The organism is Streptomyces sp. NPDC037401, assembly GCF_055602345.1.
In genome coordinates this window covers 19907-39283 of sequence record NZ_JBVJWO010000004.1, presented here as the reverse complement: position 1 = coordinate 39283, position 19377 = coordinate 19907, and the positions used below count along the sequence as shown (strand labels likewise).

Below are 19377 nucleotides of genomic sequence, written 5' to 3'. Positions count from 1 at the left end.
GCTCCGTCAGTTGCGGTACACCTTCCTGACCTTGCCGTCGATCCCGGCGTACACGTACCCGCCCTCCCCGTACGCGTTGGTGAGGTACGGCCGCATCGAGGCGGTGCCGTCGAACAGCCAGGGCTCGACGAGGACGTAGCGCATGGTCGGGTCGGCGACGCCGAGGTCGCGTTCGGCCTGGCTGAGCAGCCCGGGGAGCGCGTCCCAGTTGACCGCCGTCATGTCGATCAGCGGCTCGTCGGCGTCGATCCGCCCGCCGGGGCCGGTGTGCTGGGCCGTGCCGTCGCTGTAGCGGTACTTGTCGTACGTCTTCGCCCCGGGCCGGGTCGGGATCGAGGCGAGGATGTACTCCTCGTAGATGTTCATGTCCACGAACTTCGTGGTGCCGGTCTCCTTGCGGAGCGCCTCGACGGCCGCCCGGATCCGGGCGGGCGTCAGCAGCGTGCCCCCGGCGGGCTGCTGCGCGGTGCCCCCGCTGACGGCCTGGGTGGCGCCGCGGGTGCCGCCGGCCGGGTCTGCCGTGGCCTCGCGGGTAGCGGGGGACGAGGGCGTCCGGGGCGCGCCCGGCGCGCCGGAGGACACCTGCTTCGCCTGGTTGTCCGTACCGCCGCCGGAGCCGTCGGGCAGCCATTCCACGAGGCCGTAGGCCCCGGCGGCCAGGGCGGCGACGAGGACGGCCGCGGTGACGGCCGCACCCTTCCTGCGGGCCGGAGCCGGGTAGGGCACGGGGACCGTGGTCGGCGGGCCGAAGAAGCCGGACCCGGCGGGCGGTGGCTGGTGCGCCGGGGCGTAGCCGGGGACCGGCGGGAGGGACGCGGCGGGGCCGTACGCGGTCGGGGCGGACGGGACCGCCGTGGCCGCCGCGGCCGCATCCTTCAGCAGCCGTTCGAGCCGCTCGCCGTCGGGGCGTGCGGCGGGGTCCCGTACGAGCAGCTGCGCCAGTACGGGGCCCAGCGGGCCGGAGCGGACCGGCGGCGGGATCGGCTCGTCGAGGATTGCGACCACGGTGGCCAGGCCGGTGGCGCGGCGCAGCGGGTGCAGCCCCTCCGCGGCCACGTACAGCATCATGCCGAGCGACCACAGGTCGGAGGCCGGGTCGCCCTCGACGCCGCGGATGCGTTCGGGTGCGATGTACTCGGGCGATCCGATGAGGTCGCCGGTCGCGGTCAGGCTGGTCGACTCGCGCAGGACGGCGATGCCGAAGTCGGTCAGGACGGCGCTGCCGTCGGGCCGCAGCAGGACGTTGGCGGGCTTGACGTCGCGGTGCTGCACGCCTTCGGCGTGGGCGGCGCGCAGGGCGGAGAGCACGTCCAGGCCGAGCCGCAGTACCTCGGCCACCGGCAGCGGGCCCTGGGCGAGCCGGTCGTGCAGGGAACCGCCCGTGACCAGTTCCATGACGATCCACGGCGCCGTGCCGTCCGCGGGGTCGACGACGTGGTGGATGGTGACGACGTGCGGGTGGGCGAGCCGCGCCAGTGCCCGCGCCTCGCGGAGCGCGCGCTCCCGGAGCTGGGCGCCGAGGCCGGGGCGGGACTGTTCGAGGGACGGGTCCGGCGGCCGGACCTCCTTGAGGGCCACTTCGCGGTGCAGGGCGATGTCGCGGGCGCGCCACACCGTGCCCATGCCGCCGCTCCCCAGGGGGGAGATCAGTTCGAATCGGCCGTCGATCAGCTGTCTGCCGGCCTCGCTGGTGTTCATGGCCCGCCATCGTACGAGGCGCCGACCGGCTGCTCCAGGCGGGTGGACCACACCCGGTGCCGAGCGTGCCGGAACCCGTGATGTGGCCGGTGGGCGCCCTTGTATAGCAGCAGGGCAAGCGGCCAGGGTCGTCATCGGAATTCACGATTTCATCCACCGGCCGTGCGGACGGCAAGCGGACGGCAACTGGAGGTTCGTTGAACGACGGAGCCACGGACAGCGCCAGGGACGGCGGGCCGAGCCGGCGCTCGGTGCTCAGGACCACGGCGGGTGCGGCGAGCACCGCAGGGCTGCTCGGCGGCCTCGGGGCGGCGCCCGCCACCGCGGCGGCGCAGCCGGCCGCGCGGGCGGCGGGTGCCGGCACGGCGGCGGCAGCGGCGCCGGGGAGCCGCCGGGCGGGGGCCACGATGGCCGGGGTGCCCTTCGAGGGGCGCAGCACCCTGCGGGTGGGGATCATCGGCCTCGGCAACCGCGGCACCGCGATGACCGACCTCTTCCTCGTGCTGCCGGGCGTGCAGGTGACGGCGCTGTGCGATCCGGTCGGGGCGAAGGCGGAACGCGCCGCCCGCAAGGTGGTCGCGGCGGGGCAGGCGTCGCCCGCCCTCTACACGAACGGCGAGCAGGACTACGAGCAGTTGTGCGCCCGCGGGGACCTCGACTTCGTCTACGTCGCGACGCCGTGGGAGCTCCACTTCCCGATGGCGAAGGCGGCCATGCTGGCCGGCAAGCACGTCGGGGTGGAGTGTCCGGCGGCGATGCTGCTGGAGGACCTGTGGGAGCTGGTGGACCTCTCCGAGAGCACCCGGCGGCACTGCATGCAGCTGGAGAACTGCTGCTACGGCCGCAACGAGATGCGGGTGCTGCGGATGGCCCAGGCGGGGAAGTTCGGCGAGCTGCTGCACGCGGCGGGGGCGTACAACCACGACCTGCGGGCGCTGATGTTCTCGCCGACGTACTACGAGGGCCCGTGGCGGCGGCACTGGCACACCCGGCTGCGCGGGGACCTGTACCCCAACCACGGGTTCGGACCGGTGGCGGGCTACCTGGACGTCAACCGGGGTGACCGTGTGGTGTCGCTGAGCAGTTTCGGCACGCCCGCGCTCGGGCTCGCGGAGTACCGGGCCGGGCACACGCCCGCCGACGACCCCAGCCGGCAGGAGACGTACGTCGGCAGCGACCGTACGGTCACGGTGATGCAGACGGCGAAGGGGCGGCTGATCCGGCTGGAGCACGACGTGTCCACCCCGCACCCGTACAGCAGGATCAACAGCCTCGGCGGGACGCGGGGCGTGTTCGAGGACTACCCGGCGCGGATCTACCTGGAGCCGGACCACGGGCACGACCAGTGGGCCGACTTCTCGGCCTACGCCGAGGAGTTCGACCACTGGCTGTGGAAGGAGCACGCGAACCCGCCCGGCGGGCACGGGGGCATGGACTACATCATGCTGTTCCGGCTGGTGCAGTGCATGCGGCTGGGCCTGGTGCCCGACATCGACGTCTACGACGCGGCGACCTGGTCGGCGCCCGTACCGCTGAGCCACGCCTCGATCAAGGCGCAGGGGGCGCCGCAGCAGATCCCCGACTTCACGCGCGGCGAATGGGAGAAGAAGCGTTCCGGCGTGAACTCGGTGAAGCCGGACTGAGGCGCCGCCGGGAGCGGCTGCGGGTGCGCGGGGTCCGGTCCGGGCCCCGCGCACCCGTTGTCGTCCGGGCCGGCGGGTCAGCAGCGGCGGCGGTCCTCGGTGACCGTCCCCTGGGCGGTGCTGACGGTCCGGTCGTAACAGCCCGGGGAGCCGTAGAGCCGGTGGCGTTCGGTGGTGGTGCCGACCGCGTGGCGCTGGTCGCGCGGCACGCCCGTCGTGTACGTCGCGTCGCCGGTGTAGCGGTGGTCGAGCCGCGACCAGGACCTGCGGTGGCCGCCGCGCAGGGTCACGCTGTCGGCGCGGTCGCCCAGGGTCAGCACGGTCCGCAGCCGGGCGTCGGCGCCGACGGTGGTCTCGCCGTCCATGGTGTAGGTCCGGTGGGTGCGGGTGCTGGTGCTGCCGCGGGTGACGGTCTCCTCGTCGGTCCAGGCGGCGGTGAGGGCGTCCCGGTTCTCGCCCTCGGTCCAGCGGTGGGCCGAGGTGTTGGCCAGGGTGCGGCTGACGGTGGTCGTGACGCGGCCGTGGGAGGTGTCGAGGTATCCGGCGACGGTGAGCCGGTGGCCGCCGCGGGTGTCCACGCGGTGTTCGGTGCCCGCGGTGTACACGGAGGAGTTGGCCGGATCGCTCTGTTCGTGGCGGGTCAGGGAGCCGGTGACGACGCGGCGGCCCTCGTCCTGCCACAGGAGCAGGTTGGCGGGCGTGCTCCAGCCGGTCTGCCCGGCGGGGACGCCGGCGACGGAGACCTCGATCCGGTGCGGGCGGCCGTCGTTGAGCAGTGCGGCGAACGGCGTCAGGTCATAGACCACGGGCTGGACGTCGAAGGCGCGGGGGCCGGGTGTGACGTACCAGAGGAAGGGGTTGGACCAGCCGCCCGTCCAGACGGTGGGGAAGGGCGCGGCGATGCCGGCGAGGCGGCCGTCCACGGCGATCCGGACCTCGCGGTAGGGGCCGTCGGGGGTGGTGCAGGAGTAGGGGGCCGTGGCCGGGGTGCTGAGGTACCAGTACTCTTCGCAGCCGCCGCCGGAGCCGGTGGCGTACACCTCGGCGAGGATCCGCTCGGTGTTGCGCGGGGTGGTGACGGGGTCGCCGGTGACCGGGAGGACCCGGTCGGGTACGGCGCCGGGCGTGCTGTTTCCGCCCGAGGCGTCCGTGCCGCCGGTGCCGCCGGTGGCGCCCGTGGCGCGGTTTTCGGGGGTGTAGAAGGTGAGGGTCACGGTGACGTCGATGACGCCGGTGTACGTCTCGTTGACGACGTTGCCGATGAGCATCTCGACCGGCTGCGGGCGGCGCAGGGTGTCGCGGTAGCGGGTGACGTCCTTCTCCACCGACCAGGTGATGCCGTCGGGCGAGGGCTGGGGGGTGGAGGTGCGCAGGATCTCGGTGCCGCCGAGGGAGAGGTGTCCCAGGCGGTCGTACTGGCGGCCCTTGACCTTGCCGTCGAGCCGGAGCACCACCTTGCTCCAGTCGCGGCCGCAGCCCCGGGGCGGTGTGTAGGTCCCGCGGTACGGCGTGAAGTCCCGGAACTGCGCGGCGGCCAGTGTGAGTTCGCAGGACCGGGTCGCGGGCCGGGTGACCGGCGGGGCGGCGGTGAGCGGGTCGTGCCAGTCGGTGCCGAACTCCGCGGGCGGGGTGTCCGCGGCGGCCCGGCCGGTGCTCGCGGAGGCCGCGGGGCCCGCCCCGGCAAGCGCGCCCGCGGCGAGCACCAGCGCGCCGAGCATGCTCATGATCCTCAGTCGTCTCATGGGCCCGCAGTGAAGCGCGGTGCGCGGGCCGGCACCAGGGCGGGCCGTGCGGCCGTGGCGCGTTTGTGTTCCCGCTGGCTCAGGCGGTCGGCAGGACCACGATGCCGTCGTCGTCGGCGTACACGGTGTCGCCGGGCCGGAAGGTGACGTCCCCGAAGGTGACCGGCTCGTCCACGGTGCCGGCGCCGGTCTTGCCGCTCTTGCGCGGGACCGTGCCGAGCGCCAGGACGCCGAGGTCGAGGCCGCCGAGGGCGACGCTGTCGCGGACGGCGCCGCGGATGATGAGACCGGCCCAGCCGTTGCGCACGGCGGCTCCGGCGATCAGGTCCCCGACCAGTGCGGTGCGCAGCGAGCCGCCCCCGTCGACGACGAGGACGGCGCCCTCGCCCGGGGTGTTCACGAGCTCGCGCAGGAGTGCGTTGTCCTCGTGGCACGACAGCGTGCGGACCGGCCCCGCGAACAGGGCGCGGCCACCCAGACGGCGGAACGGCACCGTGCAGATGGCCAGGTCCTCGCCGTGCGTGTCGTACAGGTCGGCGGTGGGAACGGGATCGACGCTCATGCGGGCAGCGTAGCCGGGCCGTCCCGCCCGCGAGCCCCCGCCCTCCGTCCTCCGTCCTACTGCGCTGGGCGGAGCAGCGGCTACTCCTGTGGGTTGATCACTGCGGGGCCGGGCGGCACTAGCGTGGCGGGCGGGGAAAACCCGAGCACCGACCGGCCGGAGGAACCGCAGATGCCCAGGCGTACCGATGTGGTCGAAGACCTGATGGGGCGTTTCCCGCAGGTACCGCCGGAGGCCGTGATCAAGGAGGACCTGCTGCGGGGCGGGATCGCCTTCGACGAGTCCGCGCTCAGCGACAGCGCCGACGACGCCGCCGGCGACATCAAGCCCAAGTCGTACTTCATCTTCTCCTTCGACCACCGCACGCTGCCCGAGCTGGGGGCGGCGGCGCTGCGCCGGCCGCCGGAGGAGATCGTGCTGACCGGCGGGCCGTACGGGATGCGCCGCACGGTGGTGTCGGTGCGGGTGAACCCGTCGTCGCCGTACCGGGTCAAGCCGGGCGGGGACGGTGTGCTGGGCCTGTACCTGGACGGCGCCCGGATCGCCGACGTCGGCCTGCCGCCGATGCCGGAGTACTACCGGCACACCCTCGCGGGCGGGAAGTCCGTGATGGAGGTGGCGCCGACCATCCAGTGGGGCTACCTGGTCTACCTGACGGTGTTCCGGGTGTGCCAGTACTTCGGTGCGAAGCAGGAGTGCCAGTACTGCGACATCAACCACAACTGGCGCCAGCACAAGGCCGCGGGCCGCCCGTACACCGGGGTGAAGCCCGTGGCGGAGGTGCTGGAGGCACTGGAGATCATCGACCGCTACGACACCGCCCGGACCTCGACGGCGTACACCCTGACCGGCGGGGCCGTCACCTCCCGCGTCGGCGGGCTCGACGAGGCCGACTTCTACGGGCAGTACGCGCAGGCGATCGAGGAGCGGTTCCCCGGCCGCTGGATCGGCAAGGTCGTCGCCCAGGCACTGCCCAAGGACGCCGTGCGCCGCTTCCACGACCACGGGATCCGGATCTACCACCCCAACTACGAGGTGTGGGACCGGCGGCTGTTCGAGCTCTACTGCCCCGGCAAGGAGCAGCACGTGGGCCGGGACGAATGGCACCGCCGGATCCTGGACTCCGCGCAGGTCTTCGGGCCGCGCAACGTCATCCCCAACTTCGTGGCGGGGGTGGAGATGGCGGAGCCGTTCGGCTTCACGGAGGTCGGCCGGGCGATCGACTCCACGGTCGAGGGGTTGCGGTTCTTCATGTCGCAGGGCATAACCCCGCGGTTCACCACGTGGTGCCCCGAGCCCACCACCCCGCTGGGCCGGGCCAACCCCGAGGGCGCCCCACTGGAGTACCACATCCGGCTGCTGGAGGCCTACCGGGCGACGATGGAGGAGTACGGCCTGAGCTCGCCGCCCGGGTACGGCCCGCCCGGGCCGGGGCAGGCGGTGTTCTCGGTGAGCTCCTTCATGGACAGCCTGCCCCCGGAGGGACCGCCCGCGGAGGCGCCCGGCCGGCCCTGAGGCCGCCGCCTCCCCGGGGCCCTCGGAGGATCCGGCCGCGCCACGGGCTGCGGTGCATGCCGGAGGGGGCGCAGCATGGAAGGACCAGAGGCAGGGAGTCACGCGTGACAGCCGAATCCTTCCGGGCCGGGGAAGGCGGGCCGGGTCCCCCGCCGGGACCGCGGGGCCTGCTCGACGTGCTCGGCGTCGCGGCGGTGGTCCTCGACGCCGAAGGCCGGATCGTCTTCTGGAGCCCCCAGGCGGTCGAACTCTTCGGCTACACCGCCGCGCAGGCCCTCGGCCGGCACGCCGCCCGGCTGCTCGTCCACCATGAACAACTGGACATGGTCGTACAGCTGTTCCAGGAGGTGCTGCGCAGCGGGGACAGCTGGGCGGGGGCCTTCCCGATCCGGCACGCGGACGGCGGCACACGGCTGGTGGAGTTCCGCAACATGCGGCTGACGGATTCCTACGGGGACTTCTACGCCCTGGGCATCGCCGCCGACCACGCCACCGTGCACCGGGTCGAGACCGACCTCGCGCTGTCCGAACGGCTGGTCTCGCAGTCCCCCATCGGGCTGGCCGTCATGGACGCCGACCTGCGCTACGTGCTGGTCAACCCGGCCCTGGAGCGCATCAACGGCATACCGGCCGAGGCGCACCTCGGTCACCGCGTCCGCGACACCCTGCACTTCCTCGACGCCGACGCCGAGGCCACCGAGGCCGCGCTGCGCCGGGTGCTGGAGACCGGCATCCCGCTGCTCGACCAGTACACGGTCGGCCACATCCCCTCCGATCCGGGTGAGGAGCACGCCTGGTCCGTGTCCTTCTACCGGCTGGAGGGGGCGCAGGGCCGGGTGCTGGGCGTCGCCACCTCCGTGGTCGACGTCACCGAACGTCACCGGGCGGCCACCGAGGCCGAGCGGGGCCGCCGCCGGCTGGCCCTGATCGCGGACGCCTCCGCACGGGTGGGAACCACCTTGGAGGTGGACCAGACGGCCCGGGAGCTCGCGGAGGTCGCCGTGCCCGAGCTCGCCGACATCGCGGCCGTCGACGTACTGGACTCCGTGCTGTCCTGCCGTCGCCCGGGGGCGCCCGACACCGGGCCCGAGCTGTTCCGGGCGCTGGCGCTGAAGGTCGCCACCCCCACCGAGGCGTTCGCGGCCGCCGACCCGGTCGGCGACCTCGCCATGTACGGGGCGGACCGGCTGATCACGCAGTGCGTGCACACCGGGCGGCCGATCCGGGTGGGGCACGTGGGCGACGGCGAGCTCGCCCGGATCGCGCGCAACTCCGACGCTGCCGAGATGCTCGCCCGGGCGGGCGTGCACTCGTACCTGGCGGTGCCGCTGATCGCCCGCGGCGAGGTGCTCGGCGCGCTCGACCTCAAGCGGTCCGTCAACCCCCTCCCCTTCGACGACGACGACACCGTCCTGGCCAGCGAGCTGGCCGCGCGCGCCGCGGTGGCCATCGACAACGCCCGCTGGTACCAGAGCGTGCGGAATTCGGCCGTGACCCTCCAGCGCAGTCTGCTGCCCGGGCACCCGCCGCACCCGGAGGGCCTCGAGATCGCCCACCGCTACCAGCCCGCGCTGGGCTCCAGCGAGGTCGGCGGGGACTGGTACGACGTGATCCCGCTCGCCGGGGACAAGACGGCGCTGGTCGTGGGCGACGTGATGGGCAGCGGCATCGACGCGGCCGCGACGATGGGCCGGCTGCGCACCGCCACCTGCGCCTTCGCCGACCTCGACCTCGAGCCCGAGCAGGTGCTCCACCACCTCGACAAGATCACCGCGGGGCTGGAGCACTACATCGCGACCTGCATCTACGCGGTCCACGACCCCCGCAGGGGCCGGTGCCGGATCGCGAATGCGGGACATCTGCCGCCCGCGCTGCTGCGGGCCGACGGGGAACACCGGCTGGTCCAGCTGCCCACCGGGGTGCCGCTGGGCGTGGGCGGGGTGCCCTTCGAGACCGTGAGCGTGCCCTTCGGCCCCGGCGACCAGCTGGTCCTGTACACGGACGGGCTGGTGGAGACCCGCCTCGACCCGATCGACGAGCGCCTCGAAGCACTCGTCGGCCTGCTGGACGACCCGGCGCGGCCACTGGAAGAGACCTGCGACCTGCTGCTGCAGCGCCTGCGGCACCCGGACGACCCCGACGACGTCGCGCTCCTCATCGCCCGGAGCCTGCCGTGACGCCCCGCACCCGCAGCGTGGCGGGCCAGGTCTTCGCCCTCCAGGCGGTGATCGTGCTCCTGCTCGTCGCGACGGCCGCCCTGGCGCTCGTACTCCAGGCCCGGCACGACAGCCAGCGCGACGCGCGCAACCGCTCGCTCGCCGCCGCCGAGGCCTTCGCACACGCCCCGGGCATCGAGGCGGCGCTGCGCGCCCCCGATCCGACGGCGGTGCTCCAGGCGCGGGCCGAGGCTGCCCGCCGGGCCTCGGGACTGGACTTCGTCGCCGTCATGAGCCGCGACGGGATCCGCTACACCGACGCCCGGCCGGAACTGATCGGCACGCGCGCCACCGGCGACATCGCCCGCGCCGCGGCCGGTGAGTCCTTCACGGAGGTCTTCCGCGGGGAGCCGAGCGACGCGGTGCGCGCCGTGGTCCCCGTACGCGACGCCTCGGGCGCCGTCGTCGGCCTGGTCGGCACCGGCATCGAGGTGCAGAACGTCGGCGACGTGGTGGAGGGCCAGCTGCCGGTGCTGTTCGGCGCCGCGGCCGGCGCCCTGGTGGTCGCCGTGGGCGGCGCCGCGCTGGTGAGCCGGCGGCTGCGCCGCCAGACCCTGGGCCTGGGCGAAGCCGAGATGGCCCGGATGAACGCGCACCACGAGGCGGTCCTGCACGCCGTGCGCGAGGGCGTGCTGATCATCGGGCCCGACCGCCGCCTCGTGCTGGCCAACGACGAGGCGCGCCGGCTGCTGGACCTGCCGGCCGACGCGGAGCGCCGGCACGTGACCGAGCTGGGGCTCGACCCGAGCACCGCCGAGCTGCTCGGCTCGGGGCGCACGGCGACGGACGAGGTGCACCTCGCGGGCGACCGGCTGCTGGCCGTGAACGTACGCCCGGCCAAGCTGTACGGCGGCCAGGCCTCCGGCAGCGTGATGACGCTGCGGGACTCCACCGAGCTGGCCGCCCTGTCGGGGCGGGCGGAGATCGCGCGCAGCCGGCTCCAGCTGCTGTACGACGCGGGGGTGCGGATCGGGACCACGCTGGACGTCGTGCGCACCGCCGAGGAGCTGTCGGAGGTCGCGGTCCCCCGCTTCGCCGACTTCGTGACCGTGGAGCTGCTGGAGCCGGTCCTGCGGGGCGAGGAGCCGGCGGGCGGCGCGTACACGGAGATGCGGCGCACGGCGCTCAGCGGCATCCGGGAGGAGCACCCGCTCCAGCCGGTCGGCGACCTGGTGCGGTTCGTCGTGCCCACCACCCCGATGGCCGCCGCGCTCGATGCGGGCCACGCGGTGCTGGAGGCCGACCTGTCCTCGGCCGCGGGCTGGCGGACACAGGATCCGGCGGGGACCCGCGAGGCCCTGGAGTACGGACTGCATTCGCTGATCGCCGCGCCGCTCCAGGCCCGGGGAGTCGTCCTGGGGATGGCCAACTTCTGGCGGGCGGACACGCCGGACGAGTTCGGGGAGGAGGACCTGTCGTTCGCGGAGGAGCTCGCGGCGCGGGCCGCGGTGTCCATCGACAACGCCCGCCGCTTCACGCGGGAGCACGCGATGGCGGTCACGCTCCAGCGCAGCCTGCTGCCGCGGGTGCTGCCCGACCAGTCCGCCGTGGACGTGGCGTTCCGGTACCTGCCGGCGAAGCCGGGCGTCGGCGGCGACTGGTTCGACGTGATCCCCCTGCCGGGCGCCCGGGTGGCGCTGGTCGTCGGCGACGTCGTCGGCCACGGCCTGCACGCGGCGGCCACGATGGGCCGGCTGCGCACCGCGGTGCACAACTTCTCCACCCTGGACCTGCCGCCCGAGGAGCTGCTCGGCCACCTGGACGACCTGATCGACCGGATCGACCAGAACGAGACTGCGGGAGAGGCCGGTGAGCGGGCGGGCATCACGGGGGCCACGTGCCTCTACGCGATCTACGACCCGACGTCCGGGAGCTGCACCATGGCGAGCGCGGGCCACCCGGGTCCGGCGCTGGTCCACCCCGACGGACGGGTGGACTTCCCGGAGGTGCCTGCCTGCCTGCCGCTGGGCGTGGGCCTGGGCGGGGTGCCCTTCGAGTCGACGGAGCTCCGGCTGCCCGCGGGAAGCCGCCTGGTGCTGTTCACGGACGGCCTGCTCGAGGACCGAGACCGGGACTTCGACACCGGCCTGGCGATGCTGCGGGAGGTGCTGTCCCGGCCGGGCCGCAGCGCGGAGCAGACCTGCGCGGACGTGCTGGCGGCGCTGCTGTTCCCGGCGCCGAGCGACGACATCGCGCTGCTGGTCGCCGACACCCGCCTGATGGACTCCGGCCGGATCGCCCAGTGGGACGTGCCGGCCGACGCCGCGGCCGTCTCCCGCATCCGCAACACCGGCTCGGCGCAGCTCGCCGCCTGGGGCCTGGAGGAGATCGCGTTCACGACCGAGCTGGTCCTCAGCGAGCTGGTGACGAACGCCATCCGGTACGGCGCCGAGCCCATCCGGGTCCGGCTGCTGCACGACCGCACCCTGGTCTGCGAGGTCTCCGACGGCAGCAGTACGTCCCCGCACCTGCGGTACGCGGCCACCACGGACGAGGGCGGCCGCGGGCTGTTCCTCGTCGCGCAGTTCGCGGAGCGCTGGGGCACCCGCTACACGGACCGCGGCAAGGTCATCTGGGCCGAGCTGCCCCTGACCGCAGGGGACACCGCGGGCGCGGCGGTGTCCATGCCCGACCTGGACGCGCTGGAGGACCTGGCGTGGTGACGGCCGCGCCCGGCGTCCCTCCCGGCTTCACCGGGCGGTCGTACGCGCCAGCAGGACCGCCACGTCGTCCTGGGGCGCCTCGGGCAGCAGCAGGCCGAGGACGGCGTCGCACACGGCGTCCAGCGGCCGGCCGGCGGCGCGCAGCGCTGCGGCGAGCCGGTCCATGCCCTGGTCGAGATCGCTGTTGCGGGCCTCGATGAGGCCGTCGGTGTAGAGGACGAGCATGCTGCCCGGGGGCAGGGCCACCTCCTCGGTGCGGAAGTCCTGCCCACCGGTGCCGAGCGGGGTGCCGGGGGGCCCGTCGAGGAAGGTGACCGCGCCGGTGGGCGTGACCACGGCCGGCGGCGGGTGGCCCGCCCGGGCGATCGTGCACGCCCCGGTCGCCGGGTCGTGGACGGCGTACACGCAGGTGGCCATCTCGTCCTCGCCGAGGTCGGCGACGACGGCGTCGAGTGAGCGGAGCAGCCGGGCCGGGGAGACGTCGTGGCGGGCGAGCGTCCGCACCGCGGTGCGCAGCTGCCCCATCACGGCGGCCGCGTGGATGCCGTGGCCCATGACGTCGCCGATGACCAGGCCGGTGCGGCCGCCGGGGAGGGCGATGACGTCGAACCAGTCGCCGCCGACGTCGTGGGCGCTGGCGGGCAGGTAGCGCCCGGTCAGTTCGAGCCCTTCGACGGCCGGCAGGGCGCTGTTGGTCAGGCTGCGCTGGAGGGTCAGCGCGGCCTGCCGCTGGCTGGTGTACATGCGGGCGTTGTCGATGTTCAGGGCGGCGCGGGCGACCAGCTCGTCGACGAGGAGGCAGTCCTGCTCGTCGAAGGGCTCGCGGCTGCGGACCCGGGTGACCGCGACCGCGCCGAGCACCTTGCCGCGGGCGACGAGCGGAACGAGCCGCGCCGATCCCAGCCGGGTGGCGAGGTAGGTGCGCAGCGCCTGTGCGCGGGGGTCCTTGATCAGTGCGGGGACGTCGGCCTGGAAGAGGTTCATGGGCAGGCCGTCGGTGATGACCTGCTCGTACACCGATCCGGGCGGGATCTGGAACGTCTGCCCCACGGAGAGGCGGGCCGTGGGCGCGGTCGGGTCGGGGAACTGCGCGGCGAGGCGCCGCAGCACCCCCTGGGTGGCGGCCCCGGCCTCGTCGGGGTCGAGCACCGACTCCAGCAGCTGTACGTCGGCCGAGTCGGCGAGCCGGGGCACCAGGACCTGCACGACTTCCTCCGCGGTCTGCCGCAGGTCCAGGGTGGTGCCGATGCGGGTGCCGGCCTCGGCGAGCATCGCCAGCCGCCGGCGGGCCCGTTCGGCCTCGACCAGGGCCCGCTGGCCTTCGGTGATGTCGATGAGGGAGGCGATCAGGCCGAGCGGGCGGCCCGCGCCGTCGAGGAGGGGGGCGTAGGAGCAGGACCAGGTGCGGTCGTGGTCGGGGTCGGCGGGGGTCCGGCCGGTGCGCCGGACGTCGACGACGGCGGTGCCCCGGTCCATCACCTGCCGCATGGTCGTCTCCAGTGCGGCGGCGTTGACCCCGGGCACCACTTCGGTGAGGCGTTTGCCGACGTGCGCGGCGGCGGAGACGCCGTTCATCCGGGCGAGGGCGTCGTTGACCCGCAGGAACCGCAGGTCGGGGCCGAGGGTGGCGAGGCCGATGGGGGACTGTGTGAACAGGCTCTGGAGGGCCGCCAGGGAGTCGCGCATCCGCAGGACCTCGGACGTCTCCACGGCGATCAGCATGGCGCCCGGCCGCCCCTGCGGGTCGGCGGCGGGGACGATCCACATCTCCATCGTGACGTTGTGCCCGTCGCGGTGGCGCACGGGCAGGGTCCCCACGACCGTCTCCCCCGCCTGGACCCGCCGGGTCAGCTGGTCGGCCAGTTCCCGGTTCGCGTCGGGGACGAGCAGGGGCGTGGCGATACGCCCGAGCAGGTCTTCGGGCCGGTGGCCGAGCAGGTCCTGGGCGGCCAGGGACCACTCCACGACGCGCCCGTCCGCGTCCTCCCGCCACAGCGCGATCGGCAGCAGCTCGCGGAGGACACCCGCGTACCCGACAGCCGCCAGCGGCTGGTCCGGCACCTCACTCGTCGACTGGTAAGTGTCCACGCATCGACCTAACGCCGGGGGGCGCGTTTCCTACCGAAACACCCTATCCGAGGCGTCGGCACGGGGCGCTGCGGAGCGTCGCACCGCCGGAGCGCCGCCGCCTGCGGCCGTACGGATGCACGACGGGACCTGCGCGTCACCCTCCGTAGCCTCAGCGGGTGCACCAGGTACCGTGATGTGTGAGGGTGAGGCCGACGCCGGGTCCTGCAAGCGGATGAGGTGGGTCGTCATGTCGACGTCTAGTCACGAGGTCTTCGGCGCCCCATGCTGGGTCAGTCTCATGGCCCGCGACCTCGGGGCCGCGGAGCGGTTCTACGGCGAGGTGCTCGGCTGGGACTTCCGTCCGGCCCGGCTCGGCGAGGCGTTCCGCGTCGCCTTCCTGAACGGCGCGCCCGTGGCCGGCATCGGTGCCCTCGCCGACACCCTGGCCGTCCCCGTGGCCTGGACCCCGTACTTCGCCGTCGACGACGCCGACGTCACGGCCGCACGGATCCGGGAGCGCACCGGCACCCTCGCGGTCGGCCCGCTGTCCTTCGGCACCGGCCGCGCCGCCCTCGCCGCGGACCGCGACGGCGCGGTCTTCGGCATCTGGCAGGGGTACGTCATCCCGGACTGGCACGTGGGCCGCGAGAGCGCGCCCGCGTGGCTGGAGCTGCACACGCGCAACGCCTTCGACGCCGCGATGTTCTACGCCGAGGTCCTGGACTGGGCCTGCGAGCGCGACGGCTGCTGCGACGTCTCGTACGAGAACGACCACGTGGTGCTGCGCCGCAACGGCCATCCCGTGGCCCGGCTGCGCGGCACCACCGTCGAGGCCGAGCCGGACCCGCAGGTCCAGCCGCGCTGGCACGTGTACTTCCGGGTCCCCGACGTCGAGGCCGCGGTCGAGCGGGCCCTCAAGCTGGGCGGCGAGGTGGTATCCGGCCTGGTGCACGACGGGGTCCACCGGTGGCAGCGGCTGCACGACGCGGAGGGCGGGCTCTTCACCGTCGCGACCGCCGTGCCGGGCTGACGGCGCCGGGCGCTCCCCCGTCCGCACGTACGGAGGGACGCCCGGCGCGTGCCGCGGCGGCTAGGAGAGCTTGCCGTCGTAGTCCGGGAGCTTGAAGGTGCGCTCCGCGTGGCCGCCGACCAGATCGCTCTGCTTGTTGCCGATGTTGGCGATGATCGTGTAGCCGCGGGCCTCGATCTCGGCGCGCTTGGCCGTCTTGTACGTGCTGACCTCCTCGAACAGGTCGGGCAGGTCACGGACGTAGAGCCCGGAGACCGGGTAGCCCACGGCCTTGAGGTTGTACTGCGTCAGGGAGTGGATGATGCCCGGGCGGGCGGTGACGAAGAAGATGGCGACGCCGCGCGCGTGGGCGTACTGGGTCAGCTCGCGGACCTGGGAGATGGCCGGGGTGGGGAACGTCCAGAAATAGTGGAAGTCCGTCTCCAGCGAGGAGTTGTCGATGTCCAGGACGATGGCCGGCTTTTCGCCGGCGGGCGAGGCGTCGATCCGCCGCTGGACGTACGGGCGGGCCTCGCCGATCACGGCGGCGACGTCGCGCTGCCAGGTGGCGTAGTCGATGCCCAGGATGGCGGCGTTGCCGCCGGGCGCGGAGGCGGTGGCCGCCATCCGGGGCGCCGGGGCGGGCCCTGCGGCCTGCGCGGCGGCGGCCGGGACGAGCGTCAGGGCGGCGGTCGCAGCGGCCGCGGCAACGGCCGTGCGGGACCTCAGGGTGCGGGTGGTGCGCATGGGGGGCTCCTCGGTCACGGAGTGACATGTACACCCCAAGACTCGACAGGAACCGGCCACATGTCTACTGGTCGGTAGGAAACTTCTCGTTGACGGACGGTGAATCAACTCCCGCCCGCCCCTGGCCGGATCGGGTCCTCAGCCGAGCGACAGGCGGCCCGCGCGGACGTCCTCCAAGTGCGCCCGGGCCTCTTCGGCGGCGCGCGCGAACCAGTCCGCGACGACCGCGACCTCCTCGGGGGTGTAGTCGGCGAACAGGCCCGCGAGGCGGGCGTACATCGGTTCGTAGACGGCGACCAGGCGCGCGGCGGCTCCGGGGTCGGGGACCACCCGGACCCGGCGCCGGTCCGAGGGGTCGGGCTGCCGACGGGCGTAGCCGGCGCGCTCCAGCCGGTTGAGGACACCCGTGACGGCGCCGGTGGTGATGTTGGCGCGCTCGGCGAGGTCGCCCGCGGCCAGCGGGGCGTCCCCCGCGCCGAGGATGTAGCCGAGGCAGGTCAGGTCGGTGACGTTCAGCCCCAGCAGCTGGGCGATCTCCTGCTGGCCGACCACCCCGAGGGCCATATAGGTGTCCATGCGCCGGATCGCCTCCGCGGCCGTGGCCGGGGGGCGGGTCTTGCCGTGCACGCCGATTCTCCTTAGCATCTAAATTACTTAGCTCGTGAGATAAAACGTCTCACTCCGAGCCTACTGCCGCCTGCCCACGGGGAGAGTCATGAGCGCGCACGGAGATGTCGACCTCGGCCACACGGTGGCGGGCTGGACCGGTACGGTCCTGGGCCTGCTCGGGGCCACCGGCGCGGGCGCCGCGCTGTGCGCCGCCTGGACCCCCGGCATCTGGCTGGGCCTGGGCGTCTGCGCCCTCGCCGCCGTGACGACCTGGGCGCTCCACCTGGCCGGCTGGGGCAAGCCGAGCGGGGTCCGGCACCGCTCTCAGTGGAACTGGCGCGTGCGCGACACCGCGGCCCGCGCCGGACACCCGGACTGCCTCGGCTGCCGGATGGCCGGGCGCGCCACGGCTCCGGTCGGCGAGGCGGTCCCCGGTCTGCCGTAGCACCCGGCCGCACGCCGGGCCGTCGTCAGCCGCGCAGGCGGCGGAACGTCTTCGCCGCGCCCCGGACGAGCAGGACGTTCACCACGGCGCCGCCCGCGAGGTAGACCAGCGGGCCGAAGGGGTTCGCCGCCTCGGGGCCCCCGCCGCCGGAGAGGCCGGCCAGCGGCAGCAGGCAGAAGGCCGTGACCAGCAGGGAGCCCGGGAAGGAGAGGAAGTAGAGCACGGCCGGCCAACCGTCGCCGGAGGCCCCGGCAAGACCGCGGACCAGGCCGGCGGCGACCATGAGGCCGATGTAGCAGAAGGCCATGGACCGCGCGGCGTGCGCGGGGCGGGCCAGGTGGGCGGGGCGCGGGCTCATCTGCGGCGGTCCGTCGTCTTCCGGTGCGAGGGGTACGGGCCCGCCCTCGAGGGCAGACCCGGCCACCATTATTGAACACGTTCAATCCTGCCGGTGCCACGGGGACCGGACGCAGCCGCCCTACAGTGTGCGGCACAGCAGCGCCGCGGGGCCGCCGCGCGAGCCGACCCGGGTGGTGAAGGCCAGCCCCGCCGCGTACTCCCCCGTCGCGCACTGCCCCTTGAAGTGTCCGTACGCGAAGTCTGCCCCCGGGGCCGCCGGCGGACGGTTGTCGGAGCGGTCGAACCACACGGTACGGCCGGTGCTGCCGAGCGGGCTGCGGGCCGGTGCGCACAGGGCGGCGGACAGCCGCTCGCCGCGCACGCCGTACCCGATCAGGAACTGCTGCGCGGGGCACTGGAGCTTGGTGTACCCCGTCGCCCAGTCGCCGCCGGGCGGGACGTACCGCTCGTCGCGGACCACGGTCGACGCCGTGCCCGCAGCCCTGAGGTCGGCCGCGGCGGGGGCGTCCGTGCACAGCCCCCGGCCGCGGGTGTGGCTGATGCCGGCGAGCCGCTCGCCGTCGGGGCACACGGCCTTGCGGGCGCCCGCGTCCCAGTCGCCCGTGGCGCGGGTGCGCAGGGACTGGACGTGGTCGCGGTGGTCGGTGTTGAGCTGGTGCCAGGCCGGGGCCGGCGCGACGGCACCGGTCCGTCCCGGGGTCGTGGTCAGGGCGCGCCAGGCGTCGGCGCGCCAGTCTCCCCCGTCCAGGATGCCCGTACGGGCGGCCGCGCGGTCGTAGCGCAGCAGGGCCCAGCTGTCGTGCCCGGCCCAGCCGATGAGCGGCCAGTACGCGAAGTCCGCGTCGGCGGCGGTGAGGCGGCTCGTGAAGCGGGTGAACCAGGCGCGGGGGGCCGCGCCCGCCTCGTCGGCGCCGATGCCGAACTCGCTGATCCAGACGGGTGCCGTGAAGTGGGCGCCGGTCTCGGCGGAGACGTAGAAGGCCTGGTCGTAGAGGACCTGCTCGAGCTGCGCGGGGGCGAGGTCCTGGTAGCGGGGGTCGCTGGTCTCGCCCATGCCGGTGGCGCCGCTGTGGTGGGGGCCGGTGTAGCCGTAGAAGTGGGCGGAGTAGACGAGTTTCCCGGAGACGGCCAGGGTGTGGGAGAGGGTGCGCGCCGGGGTGAGCGTGGGACGGCCGTGCGCGAAGCCGTCGACGGGGATCCCGGTCCAGTTGATGCCTTCGATGACGACGAGCAGGTCCGGATTGGCCTCGGTGAGGATGCGGTCGGCCGCCTCCTGGGCCGCCGCGTACCAGTCGTGGTCGTCGCCCAGGCCCCAGTTGGGGTCGTCGAGGACGTTGCGGCGGACCTCGTTGTAGAGGTCGGCGCCGACGACGCGCGGGTCGTGCCGGTAGCGGCGGGCCATGAAGACCCAGTCGTCGGCCCACGCCCGGGTGGTCTGGCCGGTGTTCCAGCGTTCGTTGCCGTCGAGGCCGCAGCACCAGCGGGTGGTGATGGTGTGGTTGTTCAGGATCACGGCGAAGCCGTCGGCGGTGAGGGCGGCGACGACGGCGTCGAACACCTGGAGCGGGGTCTTGCCGCGCAGGGCGGGGTTGGCGGCGACGGCCGCGTCCGGCACCGGGGCGGTGGCGCGGAGCATCTCGTTGGAGTACGGCAGCCGGATGCTGTTGAGGCCCAGCCGGTGCAGGTCGGCCAGGATCACGGGGATCGGGGCGCGGTCGAGGCCGAGCGGGATGCCGTGGGAGGGCTGGCCGCTGTGGTGGGAGGCCGGGTCCGCGGCGTCGCCCGATCCGCTCCAGGAGCCCTGGGCGCCGTCCCAGTTGCCGGACTTGAGCCGGAAGCGCTTGCCGTCGGCGTCGACGACGTACCGGCCGCGGGTGGACAGCGGCGGCGTCCAGGCCTCGGCGGCCGCGCGTGCGGCGGGTGTGCCGGCGGCCGGCACGGTGGCGGTCGCGGCGGGTGCCGCAGCGGCCGGGCCGGTGCCGGCGCCTGCGCCGAGTCCGGCCAGCAGCAGGGATGCGGCGACGATCGCACGGCATGCCGTGCGGAGGACGGTGTTCACGGTACCTGCCTGGTGTCCGGGGCCTGGTCGGGTCGTGCG

14 protein-coding genes are annotated in these 19377 nt (G+C 74.2%); 6 read left to right on the top strand and 8 right to left on the bottom strand.

The features are described from left to right. Positions 1–6: 6 nt before the first annotated feature. Positions 7–1698 (bottom strand): serine/threonine-protein kinase, encoded by a 1692-nt coding sequence (locus ACZ7H1_RS04380; protein ID WP_470783641.1) that lies wholly within the window; start codon positions 1696–1698, stop codon positions 7–9. Between the two features lie 197 nt (positions 1699–1895). Here ACZ7H1_RS04380 and ACZ7H1_RS04375 point away from each other — a divergent pair, with 197 nt between their 5' ends. After that, positions 1896–3341 carry a Gfo/Idh/MocA family protein gene (locus ACZ7H1_RS04375; protein WP_470783639.1) on the top strand — a complete coding sequence of 482 codons (1446 nt, stop codon included), beginning with the start codon at positions 1896–1898 and terminating at the stop codon, positions 3339–3341. A 77-nt stretch (positions 3342–3418) separates the two neighbouring features. Here ACZ7H1_RS04375 and ACZ7H1_RS04370 read toward each other — a convergent pair whose 3' ends face one another. Both ACZ7H1_RS04370 and rraA read right to left on the bottom strand, forming a co-directional pair. Next, entirely contained in the window at positions 3419–5083 is a 1665-nt protein-coding gene (locus ACZ7H1_RS04370; RefSeq protein ID WP_470783638.1) for a peptide-N4-asparagine amidase, read from the bottom strand. Between the two features lie 79 nt (positions 5084–5162). Next, on the bottom strand, positions 5163–5645 hold the full coding sequence (rraA, locus tag ACZ7H1_RS04365) for a ribonuclease E activity regulator RraA (protein ID WP_470783636.1): 483 nt from the start codon (positions 5643–5645) through the stop codon (positions 5163–5165). 171 nt (positions 5646–5816) lie between these two features. Here rraA and ACZ7H1_RS04360 point away from each other — a divergent pair, with 171 nt between their 5' ends. The 3 genes from ACZ7H1_RS04360 (at position 5817) to ACZ7H1_RS04350 (ending at position 12039) form a co-directional block, all read left to right on the top strand. Further along, entirely contained in the window at positions 5817–7160 is a 1344-nt protein-coding gene (locus ACZ7H1_RS04360; protein ID WP_470783634.1) for a radical SAM protein, read from the top strand. 104 nt (positions 7161–7264) lie between these two features. Continuing rightward, complete coding sequence (locus tag ACZ7H1_RS04355; protein ID WP_470783632.1) at positions 7265–9337, top strand: SpoIIE family protein phosphatase; 2073 nt, start codon at positions 7265–7267, stop codon at positions 9335–9337. Next, entirely contained in the window at positions 9334–12039 is a 2706-nt protein-coding gene (locus ACZ7H1_RS04350; RefSeq protein ID WP_470783630.1) for a SpoIIE family protein phosphatase, read from the top strand. The genes ACZ7H1_RS04355 and ACZ7H1_RS04350 overlap by 4 nt, the downstream gene beginning before the upstream one ends. A 27-nt stretch (positions 12040–12066) precedes the next feature. Here ACZ7H1_RS04350 and ACZ7H1_RS04345 read toward each other — a convergent pair whose 3' ends face one another. Then, positions 12067–14127 carry a SpoIIE family protein phosphatase gene (locus ACZ7H1_RS04345; RefSeq protein WP_470783628.1) on the bottom strand — a complete coding sequence of 687 codons (2061 nt, stop codon included), beginning with the start codon at positions 14125–14127 and terminating at the stop codon, positions 12067–12069. Positions 14128–14356: 229 nt separating this feature from the next. Here ACZ7H1_RS04345 and ACZ7H1_RS04340 point away from each other — a divergent pair, with 229 nt between their 5' ends. Next, entirely contained in the window at positions 14357–15139 is a 783-nt protein-coding gene (locus ACZ7H1_RS04340; protein ID WP_470783626.1) for a VOC family protein, read from the top strand. 60 nt (positions 15140–15199) lie between these two features. Here ACZ7H1_RS04340 and ACZ7H1_RS04335 read toward each other — a convergent pair whose 3' ends face one another. Continuing rightward, positions 15200–15865: an HAD family acid phosphatase gene (locus tag ACZ7H1_RS04335; RefSeq protein ID WP_470783625.1), complete on the bottom strand. Its 666-nt coding sequence runs from the start codon at positions 15863–15865 to the stop codon at positions 15200–15202. A gap of 138 nt (positions 15866–16003) precedes the next feature. Then, positions 16004–16492, bottom strand: coding sequence for a MarR family transcriptional regulator (locus tag ACZ7H1_RS04330; protein WP_470783623.1), 489 nt, complete (start codon positions 16490–16492; stop codon positions 16004–16006). Between the two features lie 88 nt (positions 16493–16580). On the opposite strand from ACZ7H1_RS04330, the gene ACZ7H1_RS04325 reads away from it, so the two are divergent. Continuing rightward, positions 16581–16919, top strand: a complete 339-nt coding sequence (locus tag ACZ7H1_RS04325; protein WP_470783622.1) for an HGxxPAAW family protein — start codon at positions 16581–16583, stop codon at positions 16917–16919. Between the two features lie 25 nt (positions 16920–16944). Here the strand turns inward: ACZ7H1_RS04325 and ACZ7H1_RS04320 are convergent, their stop codons facing one another. Continuing rightward, the gene (locus ACZ7H1_RS04320; protein ID WP_470783620.1) at positions 16945–17277 is read right to left on the bottom strand and encodes a hypothetical protein; all 333 of its coding nucleotides are present in this window, start codon (positions 17275–17277) and stop codon (positions 16945–16947) included. A gap of 120 nt (positions 17278–17397) precedes the next feature. Further along, on the bottom strand, positions 17398–19338 hold the full coding sequence (locus ACZ7H1_RS04315) for a glycoside hydrolase family 5 protein (protein WP_470783618.1): 1941 nt from the start codon (positions 19336–19338) through the stop codon (positions 17398–17400). Positions 19339–19377: the final 39 nt, after the last annotated feature.